The sequence below is a fragment of the Agarivorans sp. Z349TD_8 genome (assembly GCF_050870825.2).
GTDB lineage: Bacteria > Pseudomonadota > Gammaproteobacteria > Enterobacterales > Celerinatantimonadaceae > Agarivorans.
This window is the reverse complement of sequence record NZ_CP194037.2, coordinates 4,844,877-4,856,740: the sequence shown is the minus strand read 5'-3', so window position 1 is coordinate 4,856,740 and position 11,864 is coordinate 4,844,877. Positions and strand designations below refer to the sequence as shown.

The following is an 11,864-nucleotide window of genomic DNA, read 5'->3' as shown; positions in this document are numbered from 1 at the left end:
GACCAAGTGCGACAAAAGCCTATATAATAGCCGCGAATTTTCTATTAAAGGTTACTAGCATGCGTCCTAACGGAAGAGCTGTCGAACAAATGCGTCCAATCACCATTACTCGAAACTATACGGCTCATGCCGAGGGATCGGTATTGGTTGAGTTTGGCGATACCAAAGTATTATGTACTGCCTCGGTAGACGATGGTGTACCACGCTTTTTAAAAGGTAAGGGCCAGGGTTGGATTACGGCGGAATACGGCATGTTACCTCGTTCTACTCATAGCCGTATGGGTCGTGAAGCGGCGCGCGGCAAGCAGAGTGGCCGTACTCAAGAAATCCAACGTTTAATTGGTCGCTCGTTGCGTGCTGCGGTTGATTTGAGCGCGCTGGGTGAATATACCATTGTGGTGGATTGTGATGTGATTCAAGCCGACGGTGGCACCCGCACGGCAGCGATTACCGGTGCTTGCGTGGCACTACAAGATGCCATCTGGTGGATGATTGAGCAGAAAAAATTGAAAGTTAGCCCATTGAAGCAGCTGATTGCTGCGGTTTCGGTGGGAGTGGTTGGTGGTGAGGTTGTCTGCGACCTTGAGTACACCGAAGACAGCGTTGCTGAGACCGACATGAACGTGGTGATGTGTGAAGACGGCAACATGATTGAAGTGCAAGGCACGGCCGAGGGCGCGCCATTTAGCCATCAAGAGCTACTAGACATGCTGGCCTTTGCCAAACAAGGTATTGCCCAAATTAATGCGGCCCAACGTGAAGCCCTTGCGGGTTAATTTGAGAGAGAATGATGAAAGCTTATCAACGCGAGTTTATTGAATTTGCTTTAGCCAAAGGCGTACTAAAGTTTGGCGAATTTACCTTAAAGTCGGGCCGAACCAGCCCTTACTTTTTTAACGCGGGTTTGTTTAATACTGGCCGTGATTTAAACCGTTTAGGTAAGTTTTACGCCGCAGCGCTGCAAGACTCAAACATTGAGTACGACTTAGTGTTTGGCCCCGCGTACAAGGGGATCCCCATTGCCACCACTACCGTGGTGGCCTTAGACGAGCATTACCAAAAAGATGTGCCTTACTGCTTTAACCGTAAAGAAGCTAAAACCCACGGTGAAGGTGGTAGCTTGGTGGGCTCTGAGCTGGCTGGCAAGGTGATGCTGGTGGATGATGTGATTACCGCGGGCACCGCGATTCGCGAGTCGATGGACATTATTAATGCCCATGATGCGGAGTTAGCTGGTGTGCTAATTGCGCTGGATCGCCAAGAGAAAGGTAAAGGTGAGTTGTCGGCGATTCAAGAAGTAGAGCGTGACTACAATGCCACGGTGATTTCTATTGTTAAGCTGGCAGATTTAATCACTTATTTAGAAGAGCAAGGCGATAATCAAACTGCGTTGGCGGCGGTGAGTGCTTACCGTGAGCAATACGGGATCGCTTAAGCAAGCGGACTGTTGCGCGTTCAGTTGAATAAAAGGTGACCATTGGGTCGCCTTTTTTGTTGCTTAGCGTTCGCGCTTAGACATGCGAGCGCCCACTAGGCTTGCCACTAATATTGCCATATAAAATACCCCGAAAATGGCTTCGCTGAAGGTAAAGAAGCGAGTAATTGGCACCTTGGGGGTGATCTCGCCGTAGCCCAAAGTGGTGAGCGTGACAAAGCTGAAGTAGATGAAAGCGTTTATCTGGCTGCTCCAATGCTCTGCGGAAACGCCGCTAAAGGCTTCGGGGAGGTAGCTGTTTAAGATGGTATAGAGGTGGGCCCAGCCTAAACCGACCAGCAGGAAAATACAGATAGCTCCTACCAGCTTATTGGTGTCGATTTCGCCCGTGAATAAGACCTGCTTAAGTGCGGTCCAAGTGCTGATCACTAGATAACAAAATACAAAGCCGAGATAGATACCCGCTAAGCTTTCGGCTTCAAACCACAAATTAAAAATGGCGATTAATGTGGTAGCGAGTAAAAATCCTAAGCCGATGGCAAACCAAAGTTTTTTGCCCTTGGCTTGCCATACGCCTGCGGCGAGCACTAACACCATGGCGGCCTGTAGAAACTTAAAGCCGTCTCCTTGCCAAAATTGGTCAACACAGGCGGCTAAAAAAATGTAGCCAATCAAGGCCAGAGTTAAAAAAATAAAATTATTTTTCTCGCTCCAAATCAGCAGTTTTTTCATTGTGATAACCTAATATAAAGCTTCTTGAGTTGGTGTTTATTTTAGCAAAGGCAAGCCGTTACTCTGGATCATTCATTTGCGCAGCATCGCAAGATAGACTGAAGGTGAATGATATCAGTTGATATACATCAAGCCATAATCGCTTAGCTAAAGCAGATTTTTTAGGCACACTCTACTATAAAGAGAGAGACGATTAGTGGGAGTGCTCATCATGCGATTTAATCAGTTAAGACTATTGCTCGAACATTTTGTGAATTGTCGAGAAGAGATGCGGGTGGTGTATCGACGCTTAGAGATGAATGCGGATGCGGAACGTGTGAGAATGCTGTTAAATTATTTACAACATCAAGAAAAAGAAAATACCGCTCATGTAAAAGAATTTATTAGTCAGGCTAAACCTGAGTTATTAGATACCTGGACCGATATTCGAGCCGAGCACGACTTGGTGGATAAAATGGCCAAAGTGAGCTTGCCAGCGAACATGAGTAGTGATGATGTGATGAGTCTGGCCTTGGATTTAAGTGAGCAGTCTTTAGACTTGCTCAGGCAGGCGAAGGATGGTTTTAGCATGCTGGCAGAGCAGCAATTTTTAGCCAACTTGATCGAGCATCAAGAGAAGCGTCAGCAACAAATGGTGCATGCCACTCATCGTTTGGATGATATTTAAATTGCTATTCAATAAAAAAGCACAGCCTAGTGGCTGTGCTTTTGTTGTTTTAAGAAGCCGAATTTAGCTGGCGACTTTTTCTAAGTGCACATCCATTTGTGGGAATGGAATTTCGATACCCGCTTCGTCTAGGGCATTCTTGATGTTTTCCATCAAGTCGAAACGTGCTGGCCAGTAATCTGCAGAATTTACCCAAGGGCGAACCACAAAGTTCACCGAGCTGTCTGCCAGCTCTAATACCGCAACGGTAATATCAGGATCTTTCAATACCCGGCTATCGGCTTCACATACGGCGCGCAATACTTGTTTGGTTTTGGCCAAGTCGGCTGCGTAGCTGACGCCAACCACCAAGTCGACACGACGCGTTGGGTGAGTCGAGTAGTTAACAATATTGCCGCCTAAAACTGCCGAGTTAGGCACCACAATTTGTTTGTTGTCTGGGGTTTTTAATACCGTGGTAAAAATTTGCACCGAGGCTACCGAGCCAGCAGTACCTGCAATTTCTACGAAGTCACCGGCTTTGAATGGGCGAAAACCAATAATCAGTACGCCTGCCGCAAAGTTAGAGAGTGAACCTTGTAGCGCTAAACCAACTGCTAAGCCTGCGGCACCGATAATCGCGACAAACGAGGCTGTTTGAATGCCAATGCGTGACAGTGCAGCAATAATCACAAAGGCGATAATGGTGTATTTCACCATGGAGCCGACAAAGTGGCTGATGGTGTTATCTAATTTGCGTGCATTCATTAGTTTCTCGATGCTTGCCGCGAGAATTCGCGCGACCAACATACCCACAATCAGAATAATGATTGCCGCAGCAATATTGATGGCGTATTGAACTAGCATTTCTTGGTTGTTTTCGAACCAATTGGTTCCTTGATGAAGTACATCCATGTGTTGAGACCCGTGATGAATTAAAGTTGTTACAAATTTAGCAGTTTTTTCATGACAAACAAGATTATGTTTCGTTTAGTTTTTACGAAGTGCTGCAGGTTTTTGCCCGGATTGAAATCCGCTGCTAAGCACTTTGCTTCGTAGCGCGTTGCTGCAGTCTGCAAAGCCACTTGTCTAGTTTGATGGTGGGGAGTTAATTTATGGTGAGCGCGCGGTGTATGAAAGCCGAGCGAGAGTTTGGGCAGACCCTCACTTCTCGCGAAAATTTGTCGGCTTCATCTGGGAATTAAAGATCTAAGCGCGCATCAGTTGTTGCTTTAGAAAGCCCCAGTGGATGTCAAATTGTTCGGTGGGGGCGAGTTTAAATTCACTACGTACATATTGGCTAATGCGCCCTTCGCTATAGGCGAGGAGTAAGGTGGCAAGGCTGTTTTCTTCAATTAAGAAGCCCTGTCCTTCTCGCAGTCGCCGCTCTCGTAGCACTTGCTTCAGCTGAACTTCTATTTTGTCAAACAGCACACTCACTCGGGCACGTAAACGCTCGTGTTCGCCCTGTAAGGCATCACCAGTAAGAATGCGGCTTAAACCGGGGTTACGTTCAGCAAACCCCAGCAGTAGCATCAGGATGTGCTGACAGCGATTTAGGGTATCTTTTTGCTCTTCTTGAATCAGATTGATCCGAGACAATAAGGTTTCTTCAATAAATTCTATCAAACCTTCAAACATGCGTGCTTTGCTTGGAAAGTGTCGATAGAGTGCGGCTTCTGAAACACCGACTTCTTTGGCTAAATTCGCGGTGGTAATCCGTTGGCCATGGCTGGTCTCTAACATTCTTGCCAAGGCTTGGAGGATCTGTTCGCGGCGATTGCTTTTTGGTTTTCCCGCCATTGTTATAATTATCCTTTTATTATTTATTAGCGTACTGCATCTGAACCAATTTAATGTTTACCTGAATGGCCAAACCCACCTTCTCCGCGTTGGCTTGCATCGAAGTCTTCCACAATCTCGAAGCTGGCTTGCACCACGGGGACAAAGACCAGCTGGGCGATCCGCTCACCGGGTTCGATGGTGAAAGTGCTTTGTCCGCGATTCCAGCAAGACACCATCAACTGCCCTTGGTAATCGGAGTCGATTAAACCCACCAGATTGCCTAAGACGATGCCGTGTTTATGGCCTAAGCCGGAACGTGGCAAGATGGTGGCCGCTAAGCCGGGATCGGCAATATGAATTGCCAAACCAGTAGGAATTAGCTCTGTTTGACCAGGGGCTAGTTCTAGGGCTTGATCCAGACAGGCCCGCAGATCCATGCCTGCCGAGCCGGGAGTCGCGTATTCAGGCAGCGGAAACGTACTGCCAATTCGAGGGTCTAGTATTTTAAGTGCTATTTGTTTCATGCTTATTATTTTATTTGTTGTAAAGAGTAGTGCTCGGCGATCAACGCGAGTAGTTGTTCGGCCAATAAGGTCTTGTCAGCGAGGTCTAATTGCTGTTGTCCATTTGGCCAAAATACCGTTAAGGCATTCTGTTCACTATTAAAGCCCTGTTCGGGATTAGATACGTCGTTGGCCGCAATCATATCTAAGTTTTTGCGCTTTAATTTGTCTTTAGCGTAACTGGCGACATCTTGGGTTTCGGCGGCGAAGCCTACCGTAAACGGCTTCTCTTTTTGGCCGGCGATGGTGGCCACAATGTCTGGATTTTTAACCAGCTGTAGCTGCAGTTGTTGGTCGTCAGTTTTTTTGATCTTTTGTTCGGCAACGGTAGCCACTCGATAATCAGCGACTGCTGCGCAAGCGATGAAGATGTCGCTGCTCGCGGTCTCAGCTAAGGCCGCTTCGAGCATTTGCTGAGCGCTTTCTACGGCGACTTTGCGTACCCCTGCTGGGGTGGCTAAGTTGACTGGCCCGGCGATCAAGCTGACTTCGGCACCTAGTTGTTGAGCGGCTCGCGCTAAAGCAAAGCCCATTTTTCCTGAGCTATGATTACTGATATAACGCACCGGATCAATGGCCTCACGGGTTGGCCCGGCGGTAATCACAACTCTTCGCCCAGCTAAACTTTGCGGCTGGTCTAAGGCCGCGAAATGTTGCTGAATATGTGTTAGCAGTTGAGCTGGTTCAAGCATTCTGCCTGGCCCTACATCGCCACAGGCTTGTTCGCCTTGAGCAGGCCCCCAGATAGGGACGCCGCGTTGCCGAAGGACCGCTAGGTTTGCTTGAGTGGCCGCTGCGAGATACATTTGTTGATTCATGGCTGGCGCGAGGGCGACTGGTGCGCTGGTGGCTTGTAATAAGGTACTCACCAAATCATCGGCGATGCCATGGCAAAACTTTGCAATCACATTGGCTGTGCCGGGGGCCACCAATACTAAATCCGGCCACTTGGCGTAGGCAATGTGGCCCATAGAGCCTTCTTGACTTGGGTCAACCACTTTAAGGCCGACCGCTTCGCCAGAGACAGCTTGCAAAGTTAAGGGAGTGATAAAGTGGGTGGCGTGTTCGGTCATCACTACTTTGACTTGCGCGCCTTGGTCTTTTAAGCGCCGCACCAACTCTGGTATTTTATAGGCTGCAATCCCACCAGAGATTGCGAGCAGAATTTTCTTTCCCGTTAACATGCTGATACCGAAATAATAATCACCGTCTAGTATCGGCAAGCCTACCATAAAACTTAAGTTCTCCGCATAGACAAGACTGCAGATTCGGCTACCTTTATTATATTGACTTTTTTGTAATTAAAATAATGGCTATATCTGATTGGCCTGCCGAGCAGCGGCCTAGAGAAAAATTATTGGCGCAAGGCGCAGCGAGTTTAAGTGACGCAGAGTTATTAGCCATTTTTTTGCGGATTGGTTGCGCTGGAATGGATGCGGTGAGTTTAGCGCAGCATTTACTCCAACAATTTGGTTCGTTACGGGCGATTTTGTCGGCGGATCAGGCAACTTTTTGTGCCGAGCGAGGCATGGGAAGCGCAAAATATGCACAATTACGTGCAACAATTGAAATGAGCCGTCGTTATTTGTTGGCCGAGATCAGTGAAAAAAGTGTGCTGGATAGCGCTGAATCGGCCAAAAATTACCTTTCTATGGAATTATCTCACCAACAACGTGAAGTATTTGCAATATTGCTATTGGATAATCAGCATCGAGTGTTACAATTCGCGCCGTTATTTTTCGGAACGATTGATGCTGCCAGTGTTTATCCACGGGTAGTGGTACAGCGTGTATTAGAAAAAAATGCCGCTGCGGTAATATTTGCCCATAACCATCCTTCGGGTGTGGCCGAACCAAGTTTGGCCGATAGGCAAATTACTACTAAATTAATCAAGGCCTTAGCACTGATTGATGTGCGAGTTTTAGACCATGTTGTTGTCGGCTGTGGAGAGACAATGTCTTTCGCCGAGCGAGGTTGGATCTGATCTTTGTTCAATTTTTAGTTGATCTAGGGTTCTATTTCCTGTATAAAATGCGGCCTTTCTGTCGTCCCGGGCGACGGCCTAACGGGGCATGAACAGATGCTCGAGCAGAAGTATTTATTTGGAGAAGACTGACATGTCTAGAGTATGCCAAGTTACTGGTAAGAAGCCAGCTGTTGGTAACAACGTATCGCACGCAAAAAACCGCACTCGTCGTCGTTTTTTGCCTAACCTTCAATCTCACCGTTTTTGGGTAGAGAGTGAAAAACGTTTTGTTAAATTACGTGTATCGACTAAAGGTATGCGCATCATCGACAAAAAAGGTATCGACGCTATTTTAGCCGAGATGCGTGGTCGTGGTGAGAAGGTATAAGGAACTAAAAAATGGCTAAAGGTATTCGCGAGAAAATTCGTTTGAACTCATCAGCTGGCACTGGTCACTTCTATACCACTGATAAGAACAAACGTAACATGCCTGAAAAAATGGAAATCAAAAAATTTGATCCCGTTGTTCGTAAGCACGTTATGTACAAAGAAGGCAAAATCAAATAGATTTTGGCTTTGATGTAAAGAAGCTCAGCTTAGGCTGGGCTTTTTTTTGGCTTTTTTTCGCCCCGCTGAATGAGTCAGAGGGTTTACTCGTGAATTACTTCCCGCTTATGATGAATGGATAAAAGGGAGATATCCGATGAAAATGAGCCGCCGAGGCTGGAATAACATTATTATCTTTGCCGTTGCGGCGATGATTTTGGTGTTTAAGTATGTCGAGATTAACGATAAGCCGGTGAGTGTTGAGGCAAATGCAGCTCAGCAGCTGTTGCCTGTTGGCGCCACGATTTTGCGGATAGAGCTGCCAGATTTGCTAATTGAACGCTTAGGCACCGAATGGCGCAGTAAGCCCGTAATTGACCACCCTATTGCGGTGGTTGATGCATGGCTGCATGTGCAACTCGAACCTTGGCCAAACGCCGTAGGCGGTGCGGCTCGGAGTCACATTATTCAAGTTTATTTGGCTAATTTAGCGAGTCCTTTACAACTCACCTTGTTTGAATTGGGCGATCAACGGATGATCACCAATTGGCAGGGGCAGTTATTTCAACTTGATCAAGCCAGCTACAGTGCCTTGTTCCCTCATTTAAGTGAAAGCTGATGCCTGAGTTACCCGAGGTAGAGACCAGCCGCCGCGGCATTAGTCCACACTTGCTGCAGCAAACGATTAGCGCGATTGTGGTTCGCCAGCCGCAGTTACGTTGGCCAGTACCCGAATTGATCCAGTGTAATGTGGGTTTGTCCGTGTTAAGCATTCGCCGCCGAGCCAAGTATCTGCTGATTGAAACCGAAGCGGGCTACATTATCATTCATCTGGGGATGTCGGGCAGCCTAAGGGTACTGGAACAAGCGGTTGCAGCGGGAAAACATGATCACCTCGATATGCAATTTGCCAATGGAAAGGTGCTGCGTTTTAATGATCCTCGACGGTTTGGCTGCGTATTGTTTACTCCGCTTCCTTTAGAGGAGCATCAGTTGTTCGTAAACTTAGGCCCGGAACCTTTAGAAGAGGATTTCTCGAGTGCTTATTTAATTGCTAAGGCGGCAACACGTAGTGTGGCGATTAAGCAGTTTATTATGGATAACAAGGTGGTGGTGGGCGTGGGGAATATCTATGCCAATGAAGCCCTATTTCGAACCGGGATCCATCCCAAACGCGCCGCCAACAAGGTTAGTAAAGTTCGTTTAAAACAACTGACCGAAAATATTAAACAAGTATTAGCCGAGGCCATTGAGCAAGGCGGCACCAGCTTAAAAGATTTTACCAATGTGGATGGTAAGCCAGGCTATTTTAAACAAACTTTGGCGGTATATGGCCGTGAAGGTGAGTGCTGTGATTGCTGTGGTGAGCTGATTAAGGCACTACGAATAGGGCAGCGTAATACTTTTTTCTGCCCACATTGCCAGCGCTAATTGAAGTTAAGCAGCAAGCGATGCTGCCCTTCGGTGGTTAATTAGTTGCAAGCTTTTGGGCCACGGCTTCGGCGACATGCGGCGCAACAAAGCGGTTGATATCGCCGCCATGTTTAGCGACTTCTTTAATCAAGCTGGAAGAGATGAAGGAGACGCCTTCGCCAGGCGTTAAAAAAACACTTTCCAGGTTGGGATCTAGCTGTCGATTCATGTCGGCTAGTTGTAATTCGTATTCAAAGTCAGAACCGGTGCGCAGGCCTCGTAACAGGACGCTGGCATTTTGTTGTTTCGCTAAGTTAACTAATAGGCCTGTAAAACCAATCACTTCAATGTTGCTGCTTGTGCCGATGCTTTGCTCAAGTAATTGAACCCGCTCGGTTAAGCTGAACAGCGGTTGTTTACTTGGGCTGGCAGCAACCGCGACGATAACTTTGTCGAACATGCGAGCGGCTCGTTGAATGAGATCGCTATGGCCGTGAGTCACGGGATCGAAGGTGCCGGGGTAAATAACTCGAGTAGTCATGAATATCTGCTAATGATAAATGTTAGCGGGATTATAACCTGCTCACAGGGCTGGGGGAAAATTCTTGAGCCTGTCATAAAGATTCGTCACAATGCGCAAGCTTGAAGATAAAGGTTAAATAATGCAAAAGTTGTTGGTGGTACGAAATGACAAAATTGGTGATTTTATGCTGGCTTGGCCCAGTTTTGCCATGTTGAAATTGTCGATGCCTAATTGTGAAATTACGGCCTTGGTGCCGAACTATACCGCGCCTTTGGCGGAATTATGCCCTTGGATCGACAAGGTGATCATTGATTGCGGTAGCACCGCAAATTCGGCGGCTCAAGCGAGTTTGCTTAAGCAGGTGAAACAGCAAAAATTCGACGGTTATTTGTGTTTATTTTCTAATCTTCGCAATGCTTGGCTTGGTTTTCGTGCCAAGATCTCAAACCGTTGTGCTCCGGCGACTAAGTTGGCGCAATTCCTTTATACTCAGCGCGTGGTACAGCGCCGTTCTCGCTCGCTAAAACCCGAGTATCAGTATAATCTGGATTTGACCAAGGCATTTCTAGAGCTGCATGGCTATTCTGCGCAACAGCCTTCGGGGCCATATCTGCAGTTCGCGACTGAAGTATTAACACAGCGCAAACAGCAGCTATTTGCTGATAAAGACTCACTGGTGATGGTACATATTGGCAGCGGTGGGTCGGCTAATAACCTTAGTTTAGAGCAGTATGTGAGTTTGATTGATTGTTTGGCGAAACTCAATGCAGAATTGTATTTTGTGATCACCGCAGGCCCTGGCGAATTGGTAGCAGCGCAAGAGTTGGTGAGTGAGCTGGAACATTTAGACGTGGCATATTGTTTGTACTTCTCTGAAGATGGATTAGCGGCTTTTTGTGAAGTATTAGCCTGTGCAGACTTGTTTATTGCTGGCTCTACAGGCCCTTTACATATTGCCGGTGCCATTGATGTGCCCACCGCAGGTTTTTTTCCAAATCGAACCAGCGCCACTCCGTTACGCTGGCGTCCGCCTAATAGTGAAGGACGCCACCTATGTTTTTCTCCGCCAGAAGGAGAGTTAACCCAAGAAGATATGAGTTTGATTAATGTGAGTGATTCAGCCCTAAAAATTAATCGTTGGTGGCGTAAGCTGCAGTTATCGCAAGGTGTTAGGCTATCATGAGCCTAATCAAGCGGATTCGCACTGCTTTACGTCAATTTGATAGTAAACGGCGTGAGCGCTCCATTGGCCTTGAAGTCGCCTTTTTAAAGTTACTCGGGGGGCGTAAGGGTCGATTAACTGAACGCCTCCAGAAGTCACAAATTAAACGGGTATTGATTATTCGAAATAACAAGCGAATTGGGAATATGTTCTTCTTATTGCCTTTTGTTAATTATGTTCAAGCCTTGTACCCAGACGCAGAAGTTGAGTTATTACTCAGTGACCCTTGGCAGGGGAAAGTCTTTGAAAACCTGGGATTAAAAAATATTCATTTCTCGCAATTTGGTCTAAAAACCATTCCCGCCTTTATTCGCTCCATACATCAACTACGAAAACATTCTTATGATTTAATTTTGTTGCCTTACGGCGGCTCCAGCGACCGGATTGTTGCGGCCTTAACGGAAGGGAAGAATGTGCATGCTTTTGACGGTCCGGCCGATGCTGCGGTATGCAGTCATACGGTTAAGTACCAACATAAATACTCGCACTATGCTTTGGGATGTTTGGAGCTATTAGAGTATTTAGGTTTACCCCCGGTAGCACACGCCAGTGCGTGCCTAAAGCTCAGTCATAGCGAGCAACAGTATGCGGCAGAGCAACTTAAGCAAATGCTCGGTGAACATCATCATAAGCCTTGCCTTGCCTATTTTAGAGGGGCGCGTGGTAGCAAAATAGTTGACGATGAAAAATGGCAGGTATTGTTGGCTAAGTTTAAACAATACTACGCGGGTGAATTAAATGTGATTGAAATTTTGAGCCCTGATATTGCGGAGCCTTTGAGCCACACTCATTTTACTTATCTGAATCGTGACTTACGGCAACTGGCTGCATTTTTACAGCAAGTTTCCTTATTCATTTGTGGCGATACTGGCCCTTTACATCTGGCCAGCGCTGCTGGTGCGCGTTGTGTTGGTTTGTTTACCATGACCAATGTGATGCAATATGGCTGCTTGGGTGAGCATGTTGTGAATATTTGCGATTTAGATGCGCTGCAGCCCCAACCCGTGCTGAGGCAGCTAGGCTTGAGTTAAGC

The 11,864-nt window shown here is 46.9% G+C and carries 16 protein-coding genes; 10 read left to right on the top strand and 6 right to left on the bottom strand.

Annotated features, from left to right (window positions below; genetic code table 11):
* Positions 1 to 59 precede the first annotated feature (59 nt).
* Positions 60 to 776, top strand: a complete 717-nt coding sequence (gene rph, locus ACRRS1_RS21985) for a ribonuclease PH (protein ID WP_432460484.1) — start codon at positions 60 to 62, stop codon at positions 774 to 776.
* 14 nt (positions 777 to 790) lie between these two features.
* Positions 791 to 1,435, top strand: a complete 645-nt coding sequence (gene pyrE, locus ACRRS1_RS21980) for an orotate phosphoribosyltransferase (RefSeq protein ID WP_432456123.1) — start codon at positions 791 to 793, stop codon at positions 1,433 to 1,435.
* A 63-nt stretch (positions 1,436 to 1,498) separates the two neighbouring features.
* Here the strand turns inward: pyrE and ACRRS1_RS21975 are convergent, their stop codons facing one another.
* Entirely contained in the window at positions 1,499 to 2,167 is a 669-nt protein-coding gene (locus tag ACRRS1_RS21975; protein ID WP_432455383.1) for a potassium channel family protein, read from the bottom strand.
* Positions 2,168 to 2,378: 211 nt separating this feature from the next.
* Here ACRRS1_RS21975 and ACRRS1_RS21970 point away from each other — a divergent pair, with 211 nt between their 5' ends.
* Entirely contained in the window at positions 2,379 to 2,834 is a 456-nt protein-coding gene (locus ACRRS1_RS21970; protein ID WP_432468740.1) for a hypothetical protein, read from the top strand.
* Between the two features lie 63 nt (positions 2,835 to 2,897).
* Here ACRRS1_RS21970 and mscS read toward each other — a convergent pair whose 3' ends face one another.
* The 4 genes from mscS to coaBC all read right to left on the bottom strand — a co-directional run bounded on the left by mscS (position 2,898) and on the right by coaBC (position 6,351).
* Positions 2,898 to 3,728, bottom strand: coding sequence for a small-conductance mechanosensitive channel MscS (gene mscS / locus ACRRS1_RS21965; RefSeq protein WP_432460483.1), 831 nt, complete (start codon positions 3,726 to 3,728; stop codon positions 2,898 to 2,900).
* Positions 3,729 to 4,022: 294 nt separating this feature from the next.
* Entirely contained in the window at positions 4,023 to 4,616 is a 594-nt protein-coding gene (gene slmA / locus ACRRS1_RS21960; protein ID WP_432455387.1) for a nucleoid occlusion factor SlmA, read from the bottom strand.
* Positions 4,617 to 4,666: 50 nt separating this feature from the next.
* Positions 4,667 to 5,122: a dUTP diphosphatase gene (gene dut / locus ACRRS1_RS21955; RefSeq protein WP_432455388.1), complete on the bottom strand. Its 456-nt coding sequence runs from the start codon at positions 5,120 to 5,122 to the stop codon at positions 4,667 to 4,669.
* A gap of 5 nt (positions 5,123 to 5,127) precedes the next feature.
* On the bottom strand, positions 5,128 to 6,351 hold the full coding sequence (coaBC, locus tag ACRRS1_RS21950) for a bifunctional phosphopantothenoylcysteine decarboxylase/phosphopantothenate--cysteine ligase CoaBC (protein ID WP_432468966.1): 1,224 nt from the start codon (positions 6,349 to 6,351) through the stop codon (positions 5,128 to 5,130).
* Positions 6,352 to 6,470: 119 nt separating this feature from the next.
* Here coaBC and radC point away from each other — a divergent pair, with 119 nt between their 5' ends.
* From radC to mutM, 5 genes are all read left to right on the top strand, one after another.
* Positions 6,471 to 7,145, top strand: a complete 675-nt coding sequence (radC, locus tag ACRRS1_RS21945) for a RadC family protein (protein ID WP_432455389.1) — start codon at positions 6,471 to 6,473, stop codon at positions 7,143 to 7,145.
* Between the two features lie 133 nt (positions 7,146 to 7,278).
* Complete coding sequence (gene rpmB / locus ACRRS1_RS21940) at positions 7,279 to 7,515, top strand: 50S ribosomal protein L28 (RefSeq protein WP_432455390.1); 237 nt, start codon at positions 7,279 to 7,281, stop codon at positions 7,513 to 7,515.
* Positions 7,516 to 7,538: 23 nt separating this feature from the next.
* Positions 7,539 to 7,694, top strand: a complete 156-nt coding sequence (rpmG, locus tag ACRRS1_RS21935; protein WP_285762680.1) for a 50S ribosomal protein L33 — start codon at positions 7,539 to 7,541, stop codon at positions 7,692 to 7,694.
* A gap of 136 nt (positions 7,695 to 7,830) precedes the next feature.
* The gene (locus ACRRS1_RS21930; RefSeq protein ID WP_432460481.1) at positions 7,831 to 8,292 is read left to right on the top strand and encodes a hypothetical protein; all 462 of its coding nucleotides are present in this window, start codon (positions 7,831 to 7,833) and stop codon (positions 8,290 to 8,292) included.
* Positions 8,292 to 9,104, top strand: coding sequence for a bifunctional DNA-formamidopyrimidine glycosylase/DNA-(apurinic or apyrimidinic site) lyase (mutM, locus tag ACRRS1_RS21925; protein WP_432460480.1), 813 nt, complete (start codon positions 8,292 to 8,294; stop codon positions 9,102 to 9,104). The genes ACRRS1_RS21930 and mutM overlap by 1 nt, the downstream gene beginning before the upstream one ends.
* Positions 9,105 to 9,141: 37 nt before the next feature.
* On the opposite strand, the gene coaD is transcribed toward mutM, so the two are convergent.
* Positions 9,142 to 9,627: a pantetheine-phosphate adenylyltransferase gene (gene coaD / locus ACRRS1_RS21920; protein WP_432455393.1), complete on the bottom strand. Its 486-nt coding sequence runs from the start codon at positions 9,625 to 9,627 to the stop codon at positions 9,142 to 9,144.
* 121 nt (positions 9,628 to 9,748) lie between these two features.
* Here coaD and ACRRS1_RS21915 point away from each other — a divergent pair, with 121 nt between their 5' ends.
* Both ACRRS1_RS21915 and ACRRS1_RS21910 read left to right on the top strand, forming a co-directional pair.
* Positions 9,749 to 10,792 carry a glycosyltransferase family 9 protein gene (locus tag ACRRS1_RS21915; protein WP_432468741.1) on the top strand — a complete coding sequence of 348 codons (1,044 nt, stop codon included), beginning with the start codon at positions 9,749 to 9,751 and terminating at the stop codon, positions 10,790 to 10,792.
* Positions 10,789 to 11,862, top strand: coding sequence for a glycosyltransferase family 9 protein (locus ACRRS1_RS21910; RefSeq protein WP_432455395.1), 1,074 nt, complete (start codon positions 10,789 to 10,791; stop codon positions 11,860 to 11,862). The genes ACRRS1_RS21915 and ACRRS1_RS21910 overlap by 4 nt, the downstream gene beginning before the upstream one ends.
* Positions 11,863 to 11,864: the final 2 nt, after the last annotated feature.

Bases quoted from the DNA above. Each gene is read 5' to 3' on its own strand.
- rph (WP_432460484.1), top strand. From the start codon at position 60: ATGCGTCCTAACGGAAGAGCTGTCGAACAAATGCGTCCAATCACCATT.
- pyrE (WP_432456123.1), top strand. From the start codon at position 791: ATGAAAGCTTATCAACGCGAGTTTATTGAATTTGCTTTAGCCAAAGGC.
- ACRRS1_RS21975 (WP_432455383.1), bottom strand. From the start codon at position 2,167: ATGAAAAAACTGCTGATTTGGAGCGAGAAAAATAATTTTATTTTTTTA.
- ACRRS1_RS21970 (WP_432468740.1), top strand. From the start codon at position 2,379: ATGCGATTTAATCAGTTAAGACTATTGCTCGAACATTTTGTGAATTGT.
- mscS (WP_432460483.1), bottom strand. From the start codon at position 3,728: ATGGATGTACTTCATCAAGGAACCAATTGGTTCGAAAACAACCAAGAA.
- slmA (WP_432455387.1), bottom strand. From the start codon at position 4,616: ATGGCGGGAAAACCAAAAAGCAATCGCCGCGAACAGATCCTCCAAGCC.
- dut (WP_432455388.1), bottom strand. From the start codon at position 5,122: ATGAAACAAATAGCACTTAAAATACTAGACCCTCGAATTGGCAGTACG.
- radC (WP_432455389.1), top strand. From the start codon at position 6,471: ATGGCTATATCTGATTGGCCTGCCGAGCAGCGGCCTAGAGAAAAATTA.
- rpmB (WP_432455390.1), top strand. From the start codon at position 7,279: ATGTCTAGAGTATGCCAAGTTACTGGTAAGAAGCCAGCTGTTGGTAAC.
- ACRRS1_RS21930 (WP_432460481.1), top strand. From the start codon at position 7,831: ATGAAAATGAGCCGCCGAGGCTGGAATAACATTATTATCTTTGCCGTT.
- mutM (WP_432460480.1), top strand. From the start codon at position 8,292: ATGCCTGAGTTACCCGAGGTAGAGACCAGCCGCCGCGGCATTAGTCCA.
- coaD (WP_432455393.1), bottom strand. From the start codon at position 9,627: ATGACTACTCGAGTTATTTACCCCGGCACCTTCGATCCCGTGACTCAC.
- ACRRS1_RS21915 (WP_432468741.1), top strand. From the start codon at position 9,749: ATGCAAAAGTTGTTGGTGGTACGAAATGACAAAATTGGTGATTTTATG.
- ACRRS1_RS21910 (WP_432455395.1), top strand. From the start codon at position 10,789: ATGAGCCTAATCAAGCGGATTCGCACTGCTTTACGTCAATTTGATAGT.